Annotated in this window: 15 protein-coding genes and 1 riboswitch; of the genes, 3 read left to right on the plus strand and 12 right to left on the minus strand. The window is 65.5% G+C overall.

The annotated features are described in order from the left end of the window. Positions 1 to 62: 62 nt before the first annotated feature. The 6 genes from thiC to AKN83_RS15510 form a co-directional block, all read right to left on the minus strand. A complete protein-coding gene (thiC, locus tag AKN83_RS15485; RefSeq protein ID WP_050403187.1) occupies positions 63 to 1,961 on the minus strand; it encodes a phosphomethylpyrimidine synthase ThiC in 1,899 nt (632 codons plus the stop codon). A gap of 140 nt (positions 1,962 to 2,101) precedes the next feature. Continuing rightward, positions 2,102 to 2,710 (minus strand): thiamine phosphate synthase, encoded by a 609-nt coding sequence (locus AKN83_RS15490; RefSeq protein WP_050403188.1) that lies wholly within the window; start codon positions 2,708 to 2,710, stop codon positions 2,102 to 2,104. After that, entirely contained in the window at positions 2,697 to 3,479 is a 783-nt protein-coding gene (locus AKN83_RS15495) for a thiazole synthase (protein WP_050403189.1), read from the minus strand. The genes AKN83_RS15490 and AKN83_RS15495 overlap by 14 nt, the downstream gene beginning before the upstream one ends. Before the next feature lie 169 nt (positions 3,480 to 3,648). Further along, positions 3,649 to 3,846, minus strand: a complete 198-nt coding sequence (thiS, locus tag AKN83_RS15500; protein WP_050403190.1) for a sulfur carrier protein ThiS — start codon at positions 3,844 to 3,846, stop codon at positions 3,649 to 3,651. After that, complete coding sequence (locus AKN83_RS15505) at positions 3,837 to 4,850, minus strand: FAD-dependent oxidoreductase (RefSeq protein ID WP_050403191.1); 1,014 nt, start codon at positions 4,848 to 4,850, stop codon at positions 3,837 to 3,839. Before AKN83_RS15505 ends, thiS begins: the two co-directional genes overlap by 10 nt. Further along, a riboswitch (TPP riboswitch) is annotated at positions 4,838 to 4,980 on the minus strand. It overlaps the preceding gene by 13 nt. A 166-nt stretch (positions 4,981 to 5,146) precedes the next feature. Beyond that, positions 5,147 to 5,674, minus strand: coding sequence for a lytic transglycosylase domain-containing protein (locus AKN83_RS15510; RefSeq protein WP_050403192.1), 528 nt, complete (start codon positions 5,672 to 5,674; stop codon positions 5,147 to 5,149). Between the two features lie 373 nt (positions 5,675 to 6,047). Here AKN83_RS15510 and AKN83_RS15515 point away from each other — a divergent pair, with 373 nt between their 5' ends. Continuing rightward, positions 6,048 to 6,242: a hypothetical protein gene (locus AKN83_RS15515; RefSeq protein WP_050403193.1), complete on the plus strand. Its 195-nt coding sequence runs from the start codon at positions 6,048 to 6,050 to the stop codon at positions 6,240 to 6,242. 44 nt (positions 6,243 to 6,286) lie between these two features. On the opposite strand, the gene AKN83_RS15520 is transcribed toward AKN83_RS15515, so the two are convergent. Both AKN83_RS15520 and AKN83_RS15525 read right to left on the minus strand, forming a co-directional pair. Next, positions 6,287 to 7,645: an ATP-binding protein gene (locus tag AKN83_RS15520; RefSeq protein ID WP_050403194.1), complete on the minus strand. Its 1,359-nt coding sequence runs from the start codon at positions 7,643 to 7,645 to the stop codon at positions 6,287 to 6,289. A gap of 2 nt (positions 7,646 to 7,647) precedes the next feature. Continuing rightward, positions 7,648 to 8,385: a response regulator gene (locus AKN83_RS15525; protein ID WP_021079973.1), complete on the minus strand. Its 738-nt coding sequence runs from the start codon at positions 8,383 to 8,385 to the stop codon at positions 7,648 to 7,650. Between the two features lie 288 nt (positions 8,386 to 8,673). Between AKN83_RS15525 and AKN83_RS15530 the strand changes: the two genes are divergently transcribed. Both AKN83_RS15530 and AKN83_RS15535 read left to right on the plus strand, forming a co-directional pair. Further along, positions 8,674 to 9,051 carry a PRC-barrel domain-containing protein gene (locus AKN83_RS15530; protein WP_050403195.1) on the plus strand — a complete coding sequence of 126 codons (378 nt, stop codon included), beginning with the start codon at positions 8,674 to 8,676 and terminating at the stop codon, positions 9,049 to 9,051. Between the two features lie 327 nt (positions 9,052 to 9,378). Further along, positions 9,379 to 9,894, plus strand: a complete 516-nt coding sequence (locus AKN83_RS15535; protein WP_050403248.1) for a PRC-barrel domain-containing protein — start codon at positions 9,379 to 9,381, stop codon at positions 9,892 to 9,894. Between the two features lie 87 nt (positions 9,895 to 9,981). On the opposite strand, the gene AKN83_RS15540 is transcribed toward AKN83_RS15535, so the two are convergent. The 4 genes from AKN83_RS15540 to AKN83_RS15555 all read right to left on the minus strand — a co-directional run bounded on the left by AKN83_RS15540 (position 9,982) and on the right by AKN83_RS15555 (position 15,808). Then, positions 9,982 to 11,379 carry a glycerophosphodiester phosphodiesterase family protein gene (locus AKN83_RS15540; RefSeq protein WP_244521991.1) on the minus strand — a complete coding sequence of 466 codons (1,398 nt, stop codon included), beginning with the start codon at positions 11,377 to 11,379 and terminating at the stop codon, positions 9,982 to 9,984. A gap of 172 nt (positions 11,380 to 11,551) precedes the next feature. Beyond that, positions 11,552 to 12,523 carry an HlyD family secretion protein gene (locus AKN83_RS15545; RefSeq protein ID WP_050403196.1) on the minus strand — a complete coding sequence of 324 codons (972 nt, stop codon included), beginning with the start codon at positions 12,521 to 12,523 and terminating at the stop codon, positions 11,552 to 11,554. Continuing rightward, positions 12,510 to 14,840 (minus strand): ABC transporter permease, encoded by a 2,331-nt coding sequence (locus AKN83_RS15550; protein WP_063695357.1) that lies wholly within the window; start codon positions 14,838 to 14,840, stop codon positions 12,510 to 12,512. Before AKN83_RS15550 ends, AKN83_RS15545 begins: the two co-directional genes overlap by 14 nt. Further along, a complete protein-coding gene (locus AKN83_RS15555; protein ID WP_063695358.1) occupies positions 14,837 to 15,808 on the minus strand; it encodes an HlyD family secretion protein in 972 nt (323 codons plus the stop codon). The genes AKN83_RS15550 and AKN83_RS15555 overlap by 4 nt, the downstream gene beginning before the upstream one ends. Between the last annotated feature and the right edge of the window lie 347 nt (positions 15,809 to 16,155).

Raw genomic sequence — 16,155 nt, forward strand, 5'->3', positions numbered from 1 at the left:
CCCGGCCTCTTCGCTTTTGACGGATGCCCGGCTCAGGGGCCGGGCATGACGAGCGGTGAATCTCACAACACCCGATTGCTCTCCTTCACCTTGTCGGCGTCGAGATACAGGTTCTCGCCCATCTCCTTGAACTTGGCGCTCATCGTCGCCATGCCGTCCTCGATGGTGCCTGAGATCGACGCCCCGACGCCGGTCGGGTCATTGAGCGTCGCGGCGTAGTCGCGGACGTCCTGGGTGATCTTCATCGAGCAGAATTTCGGGCCGCACATCGAGCAGAAATGCGCGACCTTGTGGGCTTCCTTCGGCAGGGTCTCGTCGTGGAAGTTCTTCGCGGTCTCGGGATCGAGGCCGAGGTTGAACTGGTCCTGCCAGCGGAAGTCGAAGCGGGCACGGCTGAGCGCGTCGTCGCGGAGCTGGGCTGCGGGGTGGCCCTTGGCGAGATCGGCGGCGTGGGCGGCGATCTTGTAGGTGATGACGCCGACCTTGACGTCGTTGCGGTCGGGCAGGCCGAGATGCTCCTTCGGCGTGACGTAGCACAGCATCGCGCAGCCGAACCAGCCGATCATCGCAGCGCCGATGCCCGAGGTGATGTGGTCGTAGCCCGGTGCGATGTCGGTCGTCAGCGGTCCGAGGGTGTAGAACGGCGCCTCGCCGCATTCCTTGAGCTGCTTGTCCATGTTGATCTTGATCTTGTGCATCGGCACATGGCCGGGGCCCTCGATCATGACCTGGCAGCCCTTGTCCCACGCGATCTTGGTCAGCTCGCCAAGCGTCTCAAGCTCGGCGAACTGGGCGCGGTCGTTGGCGTCGGCGATCGAGCCGGGGCGCAAGCCGTCGCCGAGCGAGAACGAGACGTCGTACTTGCGCATGAGGTCGCAGATCTCGTCGAAATGGGTGTAGAGGAAGCTCTCCTTGTGATGCGCGAGGCACCACTTCGCCATGATCGAGCCGCCGCGCGAGACGATGCCGGTGACGCGGTTGGCGGTGAGGTGGATATAGGCGAGGCGCACGCCGGCATGGATCGTGAAATAGTCGACGCCCTGTTCGCACTGCTCGATCAGGGTGTCCTTGTAGAGCTCCCAGGTCAGCTTGACGGGATCGCCGTCGCACTTCTCCAGCGCCTGGTAGATCGGCACGGTGCCGATCGGCACCGGCGAGTTGCGCAAAATCCATTCGCGGGTGGTGTGGATGTTGCGCCCGGTGGAGAGGTCCATCACGGTGTCGGCGCCCCAGCGGATCGCCCACACCATTTTGTCGACCTCTTCCTCGACCGACGAGGTCACCGCCGAGTTGCCGATATTGGCGTTGATCTTGGTCAGGAAGTTGCGGCCGATGATCATCGGCTCGAGCTCGGCGTGGTTGATGTTCGAGGGGATGATGGCGCGGCCGCGCGCGATCTCGTCGCGGACGAATTCCGGCGTGATGAAGGCCGGCACCGACGCGCCGAAGCTCTCGCCGTCGGCAAGCGCCGCTTCCGCGCGCTCGAGCTGTTGCTTGCGGCCGAGATTCTCGCGCTCGGCGACGTAGATCATCTCCTTGGTGATGATGCCGGCGCGGGCAAATTCAAGTTGCGTGATCTTGTGGCCGTCGAGGCCGCGCAGCGGCTTGTGATGCGCGGTGAAGGCCTTGGCGGCGTGGGATGCGCCGACATTGCCGTTGTCCTCGGGCTTGATGGTGCGGCCCTCATATTCCTCGACACCGCCGCGCTCCTTGACCCAGGCGAGCCGATTGCGGGGCAGGCCGGCGTTGACGTCGATCGTGACAGTCGGATCGGTGTAGGGGCCCGAGGTATCGTAGACCGGCAGGTTCGGCTCGCCGGCGCCCTCCGACAGGATGATCTCGCGCAGCGGCACGCGGATGTCGGGTGCGCTTGCGGGCGTCGCGAAGATCTTGCGCGAGGCGGGCAGTGAGCCTGTGGTGACGGCGGGGAGCGTGGTGTCGGGGTTGGAGCGGATGTTCATGAGGGATCCTCCGTTTTAATTCGTGTCAGTTGAATTCGTCATTGCGAGCGCAGCGAAGCAATCCATGGACCCGCAAGCGGAGGAATGGATTGCTTCGTCGCTTGCGCTCCTCGCAATGACGGTGGTGAGAGCTGTGTGCATCACGCGGCCTCCGCACGGATGCCGAGCCATTGCCGGACCCGCGCGTCGGGGTCTGCGTTCTGGGTGACGTCGCTGACGACGGCGATCGAATCGGCGCCGGCGGCGAAGATCTCGGCGGCGTGCTCGAACTTGATGCCGCCGATCGCGACAAGCGGGATCGCGCCGATCCGCTTCTTCCACTCGGTGACCTTCGGGATGCCCTGCGGCGCGAACCGCATCGATTTGAGCGTGGTGAAGAAGATCGGGCCGAGCGCGACGTAATCGGGCTTCGCGGCCAGCGCGGTGGCGAGCTCGGCATCGTCATGGGTGGAGACGCCGAGCGTCAGCTTTGCCTTGCGGATTTCCGCCAGGTCCGCATCGGCGAGGTCTTCCTGGCCGAGATGCAGATGCTCGGCGCCGGCAACGATCGCGGCACGCCAATAGTCGTTGACGACGAGCCTCGTGCCCGTGCCCTTGGTCACAGCCAGCGCGTCGGTGACGATCTGCAGCGCCTCGGCATCGTCGAGCTCCTTGGCGCGGAGCTGGATGGTGCCGACGCCGAGCTTGGTCAGTCGTTCGACCCAGGCCACGCTGTCGACGACGGGATAGAAAGGATCAGGATACGGCATGCCAGAACGGGGTCCCAACGACAGGGGTGGAGGGGGAGGCGAAGTCGCGGGCTTCCATCAGCCCGGCTTCATAAGCGGTGCGGCCGGCCTCGACGCCGAGCCGGAAGGCATTGGCCATCGCAACCGGATCGGCGGCTTTCGCCACCGCGGTGTTGAGCAGCACGGCGTCATAGCCGAGTTCGAGCGCCTGCGCCGCATGCGACGGCGCACCCAAGCCGGCGTCGACCACCAGCGTGATGTCGGGCAGGCGGTCGCGCAGCAGCTTCAGCGCGTCGCGGTTGGTGATGCCCTTGGCGCTGCCGATAGGAGCTGCCCACGGCATCACCACCTTGCAGCCGGCTTCGACCAGCCGCGAAGCGACCGAGAAATCCTCGGTGCAATAGGGAAACACCTCGAAGCCGTCCTTGATCAGGATGGCGGCGGCCTCGACCAGGCCGACCACGTCGGGCTGCAGCGTGTCGTTGTCGGCGATCACCTCGAGCTTGATCCAGGGCGTGCCGAACAATTCGCGCGCGAGCTTTGCCGTGGTCACCGCCTCCTTGACGCTGCGGCAGCCCGCGGTGTTCGGCAGCACGGTGACGCCGAGCTCGCGGATCAAGGACCAGAACGCATCGCCGGTCTTGCCGCCCGCGGCTTCTCGGCGGAGTGATACGGTAACGATGCTGGCGCCTGAGGCGCGGATCGCGTTCTGCATGATTGCAGGCGAAGGATATAGCGCCGTGCCGATCAGGAGGCGGGAGGGAAAGGATTTGCCGTAGAAGGTGACCATGTGTCTCCTCAAATCAATCTGTCGTCCCTGCGAAAGCAGGGACCGATACGCCGCGGCCCTTCGATGAGGCACACGGGGAGGCGTTCGTTCCGCCAATAGCCGGTCGTGGTTATGGGTCCCTGCTTTCGCAGGGACGACGGGAGCAGGGAGCGTGCGAACAAACTCACCATCACCCTCCCTGCCGCGGCGTGATGATCTCGATCTCGTCGCCGGCTTTGAGAGGGGTCTCGGCCCAGCGGCTCTTCGGCACCACGTCGTAATTCAGTGCGATCGCGAAATGGGTGCCCTCGTAGTCGAGCTCGGCCAAGAGCGCATCGACGCTGCCGGCGTTGATCTCCCGCTGCTCGCCGTTCACGATCACGCGCATTGCATCACCTCATTGTCGATTTCGCCGCGCGAAAGATAGGCGAGCGTCAGCTCGGCCAGCGCCGGCGCCAGCAGGAAGCCGTGACGGTAGAGTCCGTTCACCGTGATGCGTTCCTGCTCGATCCTGATCTTCGGCAGATTGTCGGGGAAGGCCGGACGGAGCCCGGCGCCGAATTCGACGATGCGCGCCTCGCCGAACGCCGGATGCACCACATAGGCGGCTCCGAGCAGCTCCAGCGCCGAGCGCACGCTGACGCCGCTGTCCTCGGCCTCGATCGAGGTCGCGCCCAGCATGAAGCGGCCGTCGCCGCGCGGGATCACGTACAGCGGCCAGCGCGGATGGATCAGCCGCACCGGACGCGACAATTCGACCTCGGTGGTCTCGATGACGATCATCTCGCCCTTGACGCCGCGCAGGCTCGGCTCGCGGTCGCGCCCGGCAAGACCGCGGCAGTCGATCACGAGGCCGTCGAGATCATCAACCTCGGCCTCGCTGCCGAACTTGATGGCGCCGCCGGCCTTCGCGATCGCGGCATGCAGCCGCGGCAGCACGCGGCGCGGCTCGACATGGCCCTCCTCGGGATAGAACAGGCCGTCACGGAAGCGGCCCTCGAGCGCCGGCTCGAGCGCGCGGACGCCCTCGGCGTCTAGCCTTTGATGGCCCGACGTGAGACGGGCGAAGCGCTCAAAATCGGCGCGGTCGCGCGGATGCGTCACCACCAGCGAGCCGTTGAACGCGGTTTCCGGAACATGCTGCCGCCATAGCGCGAGCGAGCGGATGCCGAGCCGGGTGATGACGGGCTCGGCGGCCTCCTCCTCGCACCACGGCGCCAGCATGCCGCCCGCCCAGTGGCTTGTGGATTGCGTCATCGCCGCGTCACTGCGCTCGTGCAGGGTGACGGCACGTCCGGCCTCTGCGAGCAACAACGCATGCCAGGCGCCGGTTATGCCTGCGCCGATGATGGAGACGGGGGAATCCCCCCGCAGTCTTGATGTCTGATACATCCCTGTCCCTTCGCCGGCATGACCCGGATCAGGTTCAAAGGGTCACCGCGGTCCCGAACTGATCGCCTGACGGCGAAGTCCAAGCTTGCGGTATCTCAGCTCCTCCTTCGGAGCACCCCTCGGAACGCCCCTAATGTAGGCGGATGGGCGGACGTGTCAACTTGTATGCCAGGCGCGGCCGCGCTGCAGTGCCGCACCTCTGCGCGCGAGGTGCCGGCCGAACGATCGCGTGATTTGCAGCGAGAAGGACAGCCGGCCGTGGCGTGGACGTGAGGATGGCGTGGCCGCGATCAGCCTTATTTTTCTGTCTGTTCCGGCTTCGGCTCGGCATTATCCGCCGACATCTGGTCCTGCCTGGCGAGCTCTTTCAGTGGCGCGCCTGCGCCGCCATGCATCGCCTCCTTGAGGTGACCGCCGCGCTGCCGCTTTGCGACGTAGTAATACCCGCCCGCGAAATAACGCACGGCTCGATCGAAATCGCCATTGGCGGCGCGATAGGCGCCGGCGAGGTATTTGACGCCGTATTTGAGGTTGGTCGCGGCGTCGCGCAGCCCTTCGGCGGTACCGGTGTAGCCGACCCCGCGGGCGGTCGCGAGCTTGATCTGCATCATCCCGATGGCGCCGCCGCGCCCGATCAGCTGCGGATGGTATTTGCTCTCGCGCACAATGACGCGATGCACCAGCTCTTCCGGCACCAGATTGGCCTGGGCCTCCGCCGCCACCATCGCCTCATATTGCGCCCGCGATTGTGCATGCGCACCGACGCAGGACGCCAGTACCGCGATCGCGGCGGCAAGGTAGCTAAGGCTCTGAAGGGTCTTCATCTCGGGTCGCCCGGGGTGATCAAACGCGCGTCGGTTCTGCGGTCTCAATGGTACGGCGAGCGGGCAGGAATGTGGCAAAACCTTCGCATCGGCGAACGTTCTGCCTCCGTGACTGTCCGGGCGCGGGCGAAGCGGACGACGCGATTGCGCAGACGGATGCTTCAAATTGTTTGCTTCGATCAGCCGAAAATTGTTCTGGCCCCTGATTTCTTCTCCGATTCTCGCGCCCGCTTTTTGCCGCACGCTATCCACAGCGGATTGTCGTGCAAACGACTCGATCAAGGTCTACACTCGTGGATGACAGCGCGCGTGTTGAGTCAGCACGTCTGTCCATTCCAAAGCACGCAAGAAAACAACATTCGGGAGATGCGCCATGGTCCGTCAGGACACCGGCTATATGCCTCGCGAAAATCCCTGCGCGCAATGCGGCAAGCCGATCGCCCGGCCCGATTGGGTGGAACACAGCGAGGGGCGCACGTCGTTCCTGTGGAATTGCCGCGCCTGCAATTACCGCTTCGAGGCGATCGCGATCTACGACACCGCGCAACTCACGCCGCTCGCCGCCTGATGTCTTGATGATCGGTCCGCTTCGCGCCGATCAGCTCCGGCTGATCAGGCTGCGGATTTCCGCGGCGGGTGCAGCAGCTGCTGCCGCGTCGGCAATTCGATCCGGACCACCAGCCCATGCGGCTTGCGATCGTGCAGCGACAACGTGCCGCCATGCGCGAGCACGATGGCGTTGGCGATCGACAGGCCAAGGCCGAAGCCCTCGGCCTCGTCCATGTTGCGCGCCTGGTCGCCGCGCACGAACGGCTCCAGCACGCTTGCCTTGTGCGCGTCCGAAATGCCGGGACCGTCATCCTCGATGTCGATGACGAGGCGATCCGGCTGGACGTCGAGGCGAACCGCGACTTCGCCGCCGAAGCGCACGGCATTGTCGACCAGGTTGGTGATGCTGCGATGCAGGTCGGCCGGCCGCGCGGTCGCCATCGCGTGCTGCGGACCCTCATAGCTGACCTTGTGTCCCATGTCGGCGAACTGGTCGGTGACGAGGTGCAGCGTACTCGCGATGTCGACCAGCGTCATCTCCTCGAGCTTGCGGTCGTTGCGCAGGAACGACAGCACCGATTCCAGCATCGAGCGCATCTGGTCGAGGTCGCGCAGCATGCGGTGGCGATGGGCCTCGTCCTCGATGAATTCGGCGCGCAGCCGCATCCGCGTGATCGGCGTGCGCAGGTCGTGGCTGATGGCGGCCAGCATCTTGGTGCGGTCGTCGATCAATGCCGTGATGCGCTCGCGCATCCGGTTCAGCGCCTTGGCCAGCGAGCGGATCTCCTCGGGACCGCGTTCGGGCAGCGGCGCCGCCGCGCCGTTCAGGCTGAAGGTCTCCGCGGCCTTGACGAAGGACGACAGCGGCGCCGTCAGCGCCCAGGCCGCCCACAGGCCGAGCAGGGTGACGCTGATGACGGCGAACAGCACCGTCATCATCCACGGCCCGCCCCAGAATGGCCTGATGTGCTGGTCCGGCATCAGGTTCGCGGCGAACATGCCGCCGTCAGGCAGGCGGATGGCGACGCGGCGGATCTCGTTGTCATGCGGCGTGCCGCCCGCCTCGCGCGGCAGCTGGAAGACGCGATAGCCGGCGCCGAGCCGGCGCAGCGCATGGAGGTTCGGCGTGTCGGTCTCGGTGAGGCCGCTGGCATCGGACGTGAAGTCACCGATCGCGAGCTGCGGGAACGCTCTGATGATGTCGGCCTGCAGCCGCGGCCGCTCCGATGCCGGGGCATGCCCGAGCAGCTGCGCGGTGGCGGCGAGCTGGGTGTGCCACCGGTCGGACGGCTCCGGCCGGTCCGGGCGATGGATCAGGAAGGTAGCGGTGATGATCAGGTGCAGCGCGACGATCGAGACGACGACCAGCGCCGCCATCTGGGCGCCGATCCCCCGCAGACTCAGCACGCGCAGCAGCTTCATGGTCAGTTGCTCGTGGCGGCAACCGCCTCCACCCTCGGAGTGAACACATAGCCGCCGGACCGCACCGTCTTGATCATGGTGGCTTCCTGCGGATCGGGCTCGATCTTGCGTCTGATACGGCTGACCAAGACGTCGATCGATCGCTCGAATGAGCCGGCGCTGCGGCCCTGCGTCAGGTCGAGCAGGCTGTCGCGCGACAGCACGCGGCCGGGCCGCTCGCAGAAGGTGCGCAGCAGGTCGAACTCGGCGCTGGTCATGGCGACGCGCGCCCCTTCGGGATTGCGCAGCTCGCGCAGACGGATGTCGATGCGCCAGCCGAGGAAGGTCAGCGTGGTCGCACCCTCGATCGCGCTGGCGTTGCGCGCGGCGGCCTGCCGGCGCAGCACCGCGTTGATCCGCGCCAGCAGCTCGCGCGGGTTGAACGGCTTGGCGAGGTAATCGTCGGCGCCCATCTCGAGGCCGAGGATGCGGTCGACGTCCTCGCCGCGCGCGGTCAGCATGATGATCGGCGTCTGCGACTCCGCGCGCACCTTGCGGCACAGGCTGAGGCCGTCCTCGCCCGGCAACATGACGTCGAGCACCAGGAGATCCACGCGGTGGTCGGTCATGGCCTTGGCCATTTCACGGCCGTCGGAAGCGGTCGTGACATGGCAGGAATTGGTGCGGAGATATTTTGCGATGAGAGACCGCGTTTCGCGGTCGTCCTCGACGACGAGGATATTGGGCGCAGCCTGGGTCATACCGATCTTTTTGTCCGTGATTCGGGGGAAGGCGGCTCAGGAATTTTGTTTCAGTGTATGTCTGAAATCTTGCCCGGCATAACGAGTTAACAGGTTGGCACCGTGGAGAAAAGTTAGCGTTCTGTCATCAAGCCTAATCGGTTGAAATCCGGGTAGAACTGTCCCATGGCGCGCGTCGGTCCCGCGGCGCCATGGCGGCCCGGAAAAGGGAAGGGCGGCTGTCATATCCAGTGCCGGAACCCGTTACCCGGGCGCCGCGTTGTTTCTCTTTCAGGCCAGGAGGGTGAGATGGCTGTCGAGGTCAGGACAAGGCCGCATCAGCTCATTGCAAGCGATCGCGTCGAGGGGACGGCGGTGCGCCGGACCAATGGCGACATGATCGGCCATATCGAACGGCTGATGATCGACAAGATCTCGGGCAAGGTGTCGTACGCGGTGCTGAGCTTCGGCGGCTTCCTCGGTATCGGATCCAATCTGATTCCGCTGCCTTGGGGCCGGCTGCACTACAACCCCAAATTCGAGGCTTACGAGCTCGACATCGAGGACGACGAATTGAAGCGTGCGCCCTCGTTCCGTGCCGACAAGGACTTCGATTGGGGCGACCGCTCGCAGGAAGTCGAGCTGCATCGCTTCTACGGCGTGCCGCCCTATTGGGGCGGCTTCTGAGCGAGGCACGTCACGCTCGATCAGCTTTCGTAGCGCGGGGTTCGCCGGGACGGTTGGTGAGCCAAACATCGTCACATCAGGGACTGCGCGCCCGGTGCAGCGGTGAGGCTCAACCGCAGCTTGCTCGAGAGATCGCGATCGCTGTCGTCAAGGACCGCAACGTCCATGCGTTGCAATATGCGCAGCTTTCGGGCGTATCGTCTCGACGGCGTTCCAGGGCATGCGTTCCCAAACCTCGGGCGGCGTTTGGGCGCAGGCCGATTAGGAACGGTCGCGCACATCACGAGTTTTCCCAGCATCGATTTTGCGAACTGAGGAGAGCGCATGATGTTGATCAAATCCATCGTTGCCGGCGTGGCCGGCTCCGCACTGCTTGCGACCGTTGCGTTTGCGCAGGCACCCGCTGACAAAGGCGACAAGATGGCTCCTGCGGCAACGACAACGGCCACGTCGCCGAGCTCGTACAAGGGCGACTGGCGCGCCTCGAAGGTCGTCGGCCTCAGCGTGTATAACGACAGCAACGAGAGCGTCGGCTCGATCAATGACCTTCTGATGGACAAGGGTGGTGCCATCAAGGCGGTCGTGATCGGCGTCGGCGGCTTCCTTGGCGTCGGCGAGCATCTGGTCGCCGTGCCGCTCGACAAGGTGAAGTTCGTCAACGAGCCCGTCGCCTCGACCAGCGCGGCAAACACTGGCAGCACCAACAAGTCGACGACCACCACGGGCGCGGCGCCCGCGGCCACCACGTCGAAGACGAATCCCTGGTATCCGGATCACGCGGTGTTCAGCGCGACCAAGGATGAGCTGAAGGCGATGCCCGAGTTCAAATACACGACCGAGTAACCCGGATCGCGTTGCCTGAAAGTCGAATGCGCCCGGCGATGCCGGGCGCATTTGTCAATGGGGTGAACGACAGCTCCCTTGTGGGCGTCACCAGCCGAGCTCACGCAAATACGCAGCGCGGGCGGCGACGCCGGTGTGGGTGAAATCGGTGAACACTCCGTCGACGCCGAGACGGAAGAACTTCAGATATTCCTGGCTCGGATCGCCGCGGTAGTCGGCAGCCAGATATTTCTTCTCGTTCCGGAACGTGAAGACATGCACGAACAGGCCGAGCTTGTGCGCGTCGGCGATGACGCTGGTTGGCTCCTGCGTCGAAGCTTCCGCCGTCGATCCCTTGGTGGGCTTGCCGTCGGCGCCGCTGTCCTTCCACGGTGAGATCTTGTAGGGCACGATATAGGCCTTCCACGGACCGATGCCGTCGGCATAGGTCTTGATATCGGCGAGGCCCTCGGGCGTCAGCATCGCATCGAAGGTGCGGCCGTCACCCGCAACCGTCCAGTCATACGGACGGGAATTGGCGATGTTGTTGAGCAGCACCTTGCCGGTCTTGAAGTCGACGCCGTTGCCGTCGATCAGCTGGACCTGCCGGGTTTCCAGTCCGTGACCGCGCATGTATTTCAGGCTGCCGGGCTCGAAGCTCTGCACGATGATCGGCGCGTCTTTCGCGTTGAGGCCGTTCTCCTTGATGATCTTGATCAGGGCGTCCTCGAGCGGGCGGCTGCCGGGCGCGCCGCAACCATTGGCGATGGCCTGGGCATTGTTCCAGGTCGGGTTCTTGGTTTCCGGATAGACCGAGATCGTGCGCCCCGTCGCCTTGCTCTTGGCCTTGGCGATGTCGATGATGTCCTGGAAACTGATGATCGGAAACTTGCCGTTGAACAGTTTCGGCCGTTCGTTGGCCGCATCATAGGTGGTGCCGGCGATCCATTCTCTCAGCTCAGCCATGGTGAAATCGGTGATCGACCAGTCATTGGTATGGTCGTCGCCATCGACGATCAGCGCCTTCAGCACCGATTTCGGATCGGCCGGGTCGACGAGATCGGTGGGATATTCAACGGGGCCGCTGGTCGAGGTTTGCGCCCATTTCACCTTGACCGGAACGCCCGGCACGGTGCGCTTGCGCTTAGCGACTTCCGGATTGGTCTTCGCCACCTCGGCGACGTTGGTGTTGTCGCCGAGCCATGGATTGTGGCGCGCCACCAGCACGCAATCCTTGGTCAGATGCAGGTCCTCCTCGAGCGAGTCGGTGCCGAGGTCGGCGGCAAGTTCATACGATGCCTCGGTCTCCTCGGGCACCAGGCCCGGCACGCCGCGATGCCCGATCACGAGCGGCAGCTTGCCGTCGACGGTCAGGAATGGTTTCGCGCCTGATGGCGCCGCGCCGGTTTGCGCCGATGCCATCGACGGCGGCAGAACGGCCAGGGCCGCCACACCCAGCAGCATCGCGCCAACATGCACCTTCCGTCGCGAACGAATCTGCTTCACGGCCAAGTCTCCATCTTTTCTGCGGCTCGATGCCACAAGGTCCGGGCTGCTGTCTTGTCTCAATCTTCTGACAGTCCGATGACTGTTGGCCGGGGCGGGCCGTCAAAAGCATTGAGATGCGCCCGGGGCAGCACGCTGGTCATCGTGGCACGCAGCCAGACGCCGCGCATTGTCAACGCTCGATCCGGACGCTCATGCCGGGCTCGAGACCTTCCGCGGCGCCTGCGGGATCGAGACGCAGGCGCAACGTGTTGCGGTCGTGATCGCCGATCACGCGCTCGGCCTGCCAGGTGGCGAACACCCCGAGCGGCCGCAATTCAGTGATGGCAGCCTTGGTGGTGGCGCCGGAACCGTTCGGTATCACGCTCACGGTCTTGCCCATCGCAAGGCCGTCCAGATGGTCCTCGCGCACATTGAACGACAGCCATTGCTTGCCGGCCGCCGCAATCATCAGGATCGGCTGACCCGCACGCACGTTCTCGCCGACTTCGGCCGCGATCACGCTGACCACGCCGTCGACCGGTGCGCGCAGCACCATCTTGTCGAGACGGCGCTCGAGCACCGCGACGGCGGCCGCGGCCGCCTGCACTTGTGCGTCGGCGATGGCGCGTTCCTCCTTGGTCGGTCCCGCGACGGCGGCATCGTAATTGGCCTGGGCCGCGGCCACGCCGGCGCGCGCGGCGGCAACGTCGTTCCCGGACTGGTCGAGCGCCTGCTGGGTTTCAAAACTTTGGCTCGCCAGCGTGGTGATCCGCTTGAGCTGCGTCTCAACATAGTCGAGGCGCGAATTGGCCTTGGAGATCGCGGCTTTCAGCGCATCGATCTGCTCGCGCCGGACGCCGGCATAGACGTTGTTGCGGCTCGCCACCGCGGCGGCGAGCGCGGCCCGCGCCTGGTCCGCCTGTGCGGTCAGCTCGACGGCGGAAAGCTTGGCGAGGACGTCGCCGGCGTGCACCTGCGCGCCTTTCTCGACCGCGATCGACACCAGCTGGCCGTTCACTTCCGGTTCGATCCTGACCTCGGTCGAGCGGACCACGCCGACGATTGCGAGCGCCGGCGTCGCGTGGCTCTCGGCATAGACCAGCGCACCCGCGACGAGCACGAGCGGGATCGCAACAATGGCGACGCGCCTAGCGTTGGGCATGTTGCTGTCCTCTCTTGAACACCAGCGCGGAGATCACGGCGAGCACGAAATAGCCGAGCGCCAGGCACCATAGCCTGAGCCAGTCGTGCGAGACCTCCCAGAGGCTGGCGCCGAGCTGGTTGATGCGCACGAGGCCGTCGATCGCCGAGTCCGCGGGGAACAGCCGGCCGAGCGCCGTCGCCGCAGGGGGGATGGCCTCGCGCGGCCATGCGAAGCCGGCGGTGAAGAATTGCGGCAGGCTGGTTGCCAGCAGCAGGATGGTGGCGTTCTCCGGCCGTGTGAACCAGGCGCCGATCGCCTGCCCCAGGAAGCTCGTCGCCAGCAGGAAGACGGTCGCCAGCGCGAAGATCTGCGGCAGATGGCCCAGCGTCGAAAAGCCATAGATCCGCGGCAGCACGATCAGATACAGCGCGAGCGCCGGCAGATAGAGGGTCAGATGGGCCACGCTGCGACCGAGCACGCCCGCGACCGTGCTGCGGGAGTTCGCCAGCGCCGTGCCGGTCAGCATCGCCGCGCCGATCAGCAGCGTCTGTTGCAGGATCAGGATGAACGCCGCCGGGACGATGTAGCTCGCATAGCCGCCGACCGGGTTGAAGATCGGTTGCAGCAGGACGTTGGCCGGGCTGAGGCTTGCGAGCTTCGCCTTGACCAGGCTTGCGTCGGCGCGGGCGCCGCGCGACACCAGCTCGGATGTCAGCGTGCCGATCGCGGTGGCGACGGCGCCTGCGGTCGACCGGAAGATGAACAGATAGGTGGCGTCCGCGTAGACCGGGATGTGCGCGGTGAGGCCCTTGAGCACATCGCGCTCGGTGCCAGGGGGGATCTGCACGGCGGCAAATGCATAGCCGCGATCGATCGCGCTGCTTGCCTCCGCAAGGGTGCGGGCGCGCACCGTCACGCTCAACGTGCCGCTGGCGTCGAGCGTCTCGACGATCTGGCGCGAGAGATCGCTGAGATCGTTGTCGACGACTGCAATCGGCAGCTTGCGCAGGATCTGGCTCAGATAAGGCTGCGGATAATAGATGCCGTAGACCAGCGGCGCGAGGAACAGCAGGCTGAAGGCGCTGCGCGTTCCGAGCACGCGCCGCCACTCCGCCACGAAGGCGCCGCCGACGCCGGGTGCGACCTGCTCGCTGACCGCCGGTTCGCTTGGCCGCGCCGCCGCGAACCAGCCCCTGCGCGTCAGGCTCGCCATGCGCAGCAAGGCGAGCGCGGCAAACAGCAGCGTGAGGCCCGCGAGCGCCGCGAAGGGGATTGCCGATTCCGATGCCGGCAATCCGCGCGCCGCCTGTCCCATCAGGACTGCCATGTACCAGCGCAGCGGCAGGATCGCGCTCCAGACCTGTGCGAACGTATTCATGCCGATGATGGGAAAGCCGACACCGGCATATCCGAAGGCAGGGGAGGCGATCAGGCCGGCAAGGCCGAGCCCGGTCGCGAGGTCGCCGACCAAAAGCTGCAGCAGGGCGCCGAGCGACAGATAAGCGATGATCAGCAGCAGGCCCGCGGCGATCATCAGCAGCACGTCGCCCTTGAACGGAATCTGCAGCACGCCCTCGAGGATCAGCGGCTGGGCCAGCATGATCAGGATGAAGATCACGAACAGCGGCGCCAGCTTGCCGGCGAGTGCGGCGATCGGATCGCCGCCGGCGCTTTCCAGCCACTCGCGCGCATTGCGGCGGCGGAATTCGGAGCCAACCGAATAGCCCGCGGCGAGCGTGATCACGACGTGGATGATCGTCGGCAGCAGCGCGCGCAGCAGGAATTGCGCATAGTTCTTCTGCGGATTGACCAGCGCGATGGTCTCCGCGGATAGCGTTCCCATCGATGCCGGGCCGGGCGCGGCGCGGTTGGCCGGAGCTGCCGCGCTCGCAGCTGCGGACAACACATCGTTCAGGCCCGACGAGGCGATGCCGGCCGCGGTCAGGAATTGCTGGTTGTAGAAGCCGACCACCTGCGGGCGGCGATCGGCCTTCAGGTCGCGTTCGAAATTCGGCGGGATGAAGATCGCCGAGATCGCCTTGCCGGACCGGATGTCCTGCACCGCGGTCGCCAGCGAACCGGAATCGTCGACGATCCGCAGACTCGGCGACGCTGCGACGTGCTGCGTCAGCGCGCGCGAAGTATCCGACTTGTCGGTGTCGACGACGGTGACGCCGAGGCCGCGGATCACCGGTTGGCTGAACACCGTGGTCAGCACCACGAAGGCGAACAGCGGCACGCCGAAGATCAAGAGCAATGCCACGCGGTCACCGAGCAGCCACCGCCACTCGCGCTGCGCGACCCGCCAGAATCCGGGCTGCGATGCGAGCCTCATTGCCGCGACCGCCAGTCGAGATAGGCGCTCATGCCGGGCCGCAGCTCGGGCACCGGCTGCACCGGATAGGCGCGGATCGAGAATGTCCGCAGATCGAAATCGCCGGTGGCGCGGGTCGCGCGCCAGCTCGCATATTCGCCCTTGGTCGCGATCAGCTTGACCTCGACCGTGACATGACGGTCGTCGAGCGCCGGAATCCGGACGTCGAACTTGTCGCCGACCTTCAGGCCCTTGACGAGGTCCTCGCGCAGATCGAAGTGGATCCAGAGATCGCCGAGATTGATCAGCGTCACCAGCGGCGCGCCCGGCGAGACGAACTCGCCCGGCTCGACGTTGCGCTGATAAACCTGCGCCGCGACCGGCGCGTAGACCGCGAGCTGATCGATGACCGATTGCACACTCTGAATGTCCGCTTCGGCCTTCTCGACATTGGCTTTCGCGATCGCGCGTTCTTCCTTGGTGTAGCCGTTGACCGCCTGCTCATAGGCCGATTTCGCCTGATCGAGCCCGCGCTCGGCCTCGTGCAGCGCATCGGTGGTCTGGTCGAGGCGGGCCTGCGGCGCGTTGCCTTGCTCGGTCAACGTCTTGGCGCGATCGAAGGTCTTCTGCGCCAGCACCTGCGCGGCCTCCGCGCGCTGCATTTCCGCCTTCCGCGCGGCGATGGTCTCGACCCGCGTTCCAACCATGACGTTGGCGAGTTGCGCGTCGGCGACCGCCTTGGCGGCGCGCATCTGATCCTGCTTTGCCAGCGTTTCCGGATTGTCGATCTTCACCAGGACGGCGCCCGCCGCCACGTTCTGGCCGCGCTCGACCGGGATCTCCTTGACGCGTCCGTCGACGCGCGCGGCGATATCGAGCCGCGTTGCATCGACTTCGCCCTGCACGAGCAGCGGCTCGGGCCGCAGCAGATAATAGACGGACAGCGCAATGATGATCGCGGCAATGACGCCGACGATGATGGCCGGCATGCGCGTTGACGCGTGTGCGTTGGCCTCGTGCGCTGCTTGTGGTGGCTCCGACGTGCTTCGGCTCTCGCTACCAGAAGGTGACACGTCCATAGCTGACCCCACATTGGCTCACGACCAGGATAGTCATTCACTATGGCGTGGATGTTAAATCCTGCCAACCTCGGCAGCCTGTCCGATCCGGCTCGAATTTGACCGAAGTAACCGCGTCCGGTGTAGCCGAAGCGAACTCGTTTCGATGTGTGCCGCATCGACGCGCGGTTGGGTGCACGATTCCAGCGGCGGATTAGTGCCGCGCATCGGCTGGACGCCTTGAAGCGCGCGCAGCTCGCGTGCTCGGTGCAAATGAC

This window comes from Bradyrhizobium embrapense (genome assembly GCF_001189235.2).
GTDB classification, from domain to species: Bacteria; Pseudomonadota; Alphaproteobacteria; order Rhizobiales; family Xanthobacteraceae; genus Bradyrhizobium; species Bradyrhizobium embrapense.

Coding starts and splice junctions, on each gene's coding strand:
- AKN83_RS15555 (WP_063695358.1), bottom strand. CDS start 15,808: ATGCCGGCCATCATCGTCGGCGTCATTGCCGCGATCATCATTGCGCTG.
- AKN83_RS15515 (WP_050403193.1), top strand. CDS start 6,048: ATGGTCCGTCAGGACACCGGCTATATGCCTCGCGAAAATCCCTGCGCG.
- AKN83_RS15535 (WP_050403248.1), top strand. CDS start 9,379: ATGTTGATCAAATCCATCGTTGCCGGCGTGGCCGGCTCCGCACTGCTT.
- thiS (WP_050403190.1), bottom strand. CDS start 3,846: ATGCGCGTGATCGTGAACGGCGAGCAGCGGGAGATCAACGCCGGCAGC.
- AKN83_RS15520 (WP_050403194.1), bottom strand. CDS start 7,645: ATGAAGCTGCTGCGCGTGCTGAGTCTGCGGGGGATCGGCGCCCAGATG.
- AKN83_RS15550 (WP_063695357.1), bottom strand. CDS start 14,840: ATGAGGCTCGCATCGCAGCCCGGATTCTGGCGGGTCGCGCAGCGCGAG.
- AKN83_RS15490 (WP_050403188.1), bottom strand. CDS start 2,710: ATGCCGTATCCTGATCCTTTCTATCCCGTCGTCGACAGCGTGGCCTGG.
- AKN83_RS15495 (WP_050403189.1), bottom strand. CDS start 3,479: ATGGTCACCTTCTACGGCAAATCCTTTCCCTCCCGCCTCCTGATCGGC.
- thiC (WP_050403187.1), bottom strand. CDS start 1,961: ATGAACATCCGCTCCAACCCCGACACCACGCTCCCCGCCGTCACCACA.
- AKN83_RS15530 (WP_050403195.1), top strand. CDS start 8,674: ATGGCTGTCGAGGTCAGGACAAGGCCGCATCAGCTCATTGCAAGCGAT.
- AKN83_RS15505 (WP_050403191.1), bottom strand. CDS start 4,850: ATGTATCAGACATCAAGACTGCGGGGGGATTCCCCCGTCTCCATCATC.
- AKN83_RS15510 (WP_050403192.1), bottom strand. CDS start 5,674: ATGAAGACCCTTCAGAGCCTTAGCTACCTTGCCGCCGCGATCGCGGTA.
- AKN83_RS15525 (WP_021079973.1), bottom strand. CDS start 8,385: ATGACCCAGGCTGCGCCCAATATCCTCGTCGTCGAGGACGACCGCGAA.
- AKN83_RS15545 (WP_050403196.1), bottom strand. CDS start 12,523: ATGCCCAACGCTAGGCGCGTCGCCATTGTTGCGATCCCGCTCGTGCTC.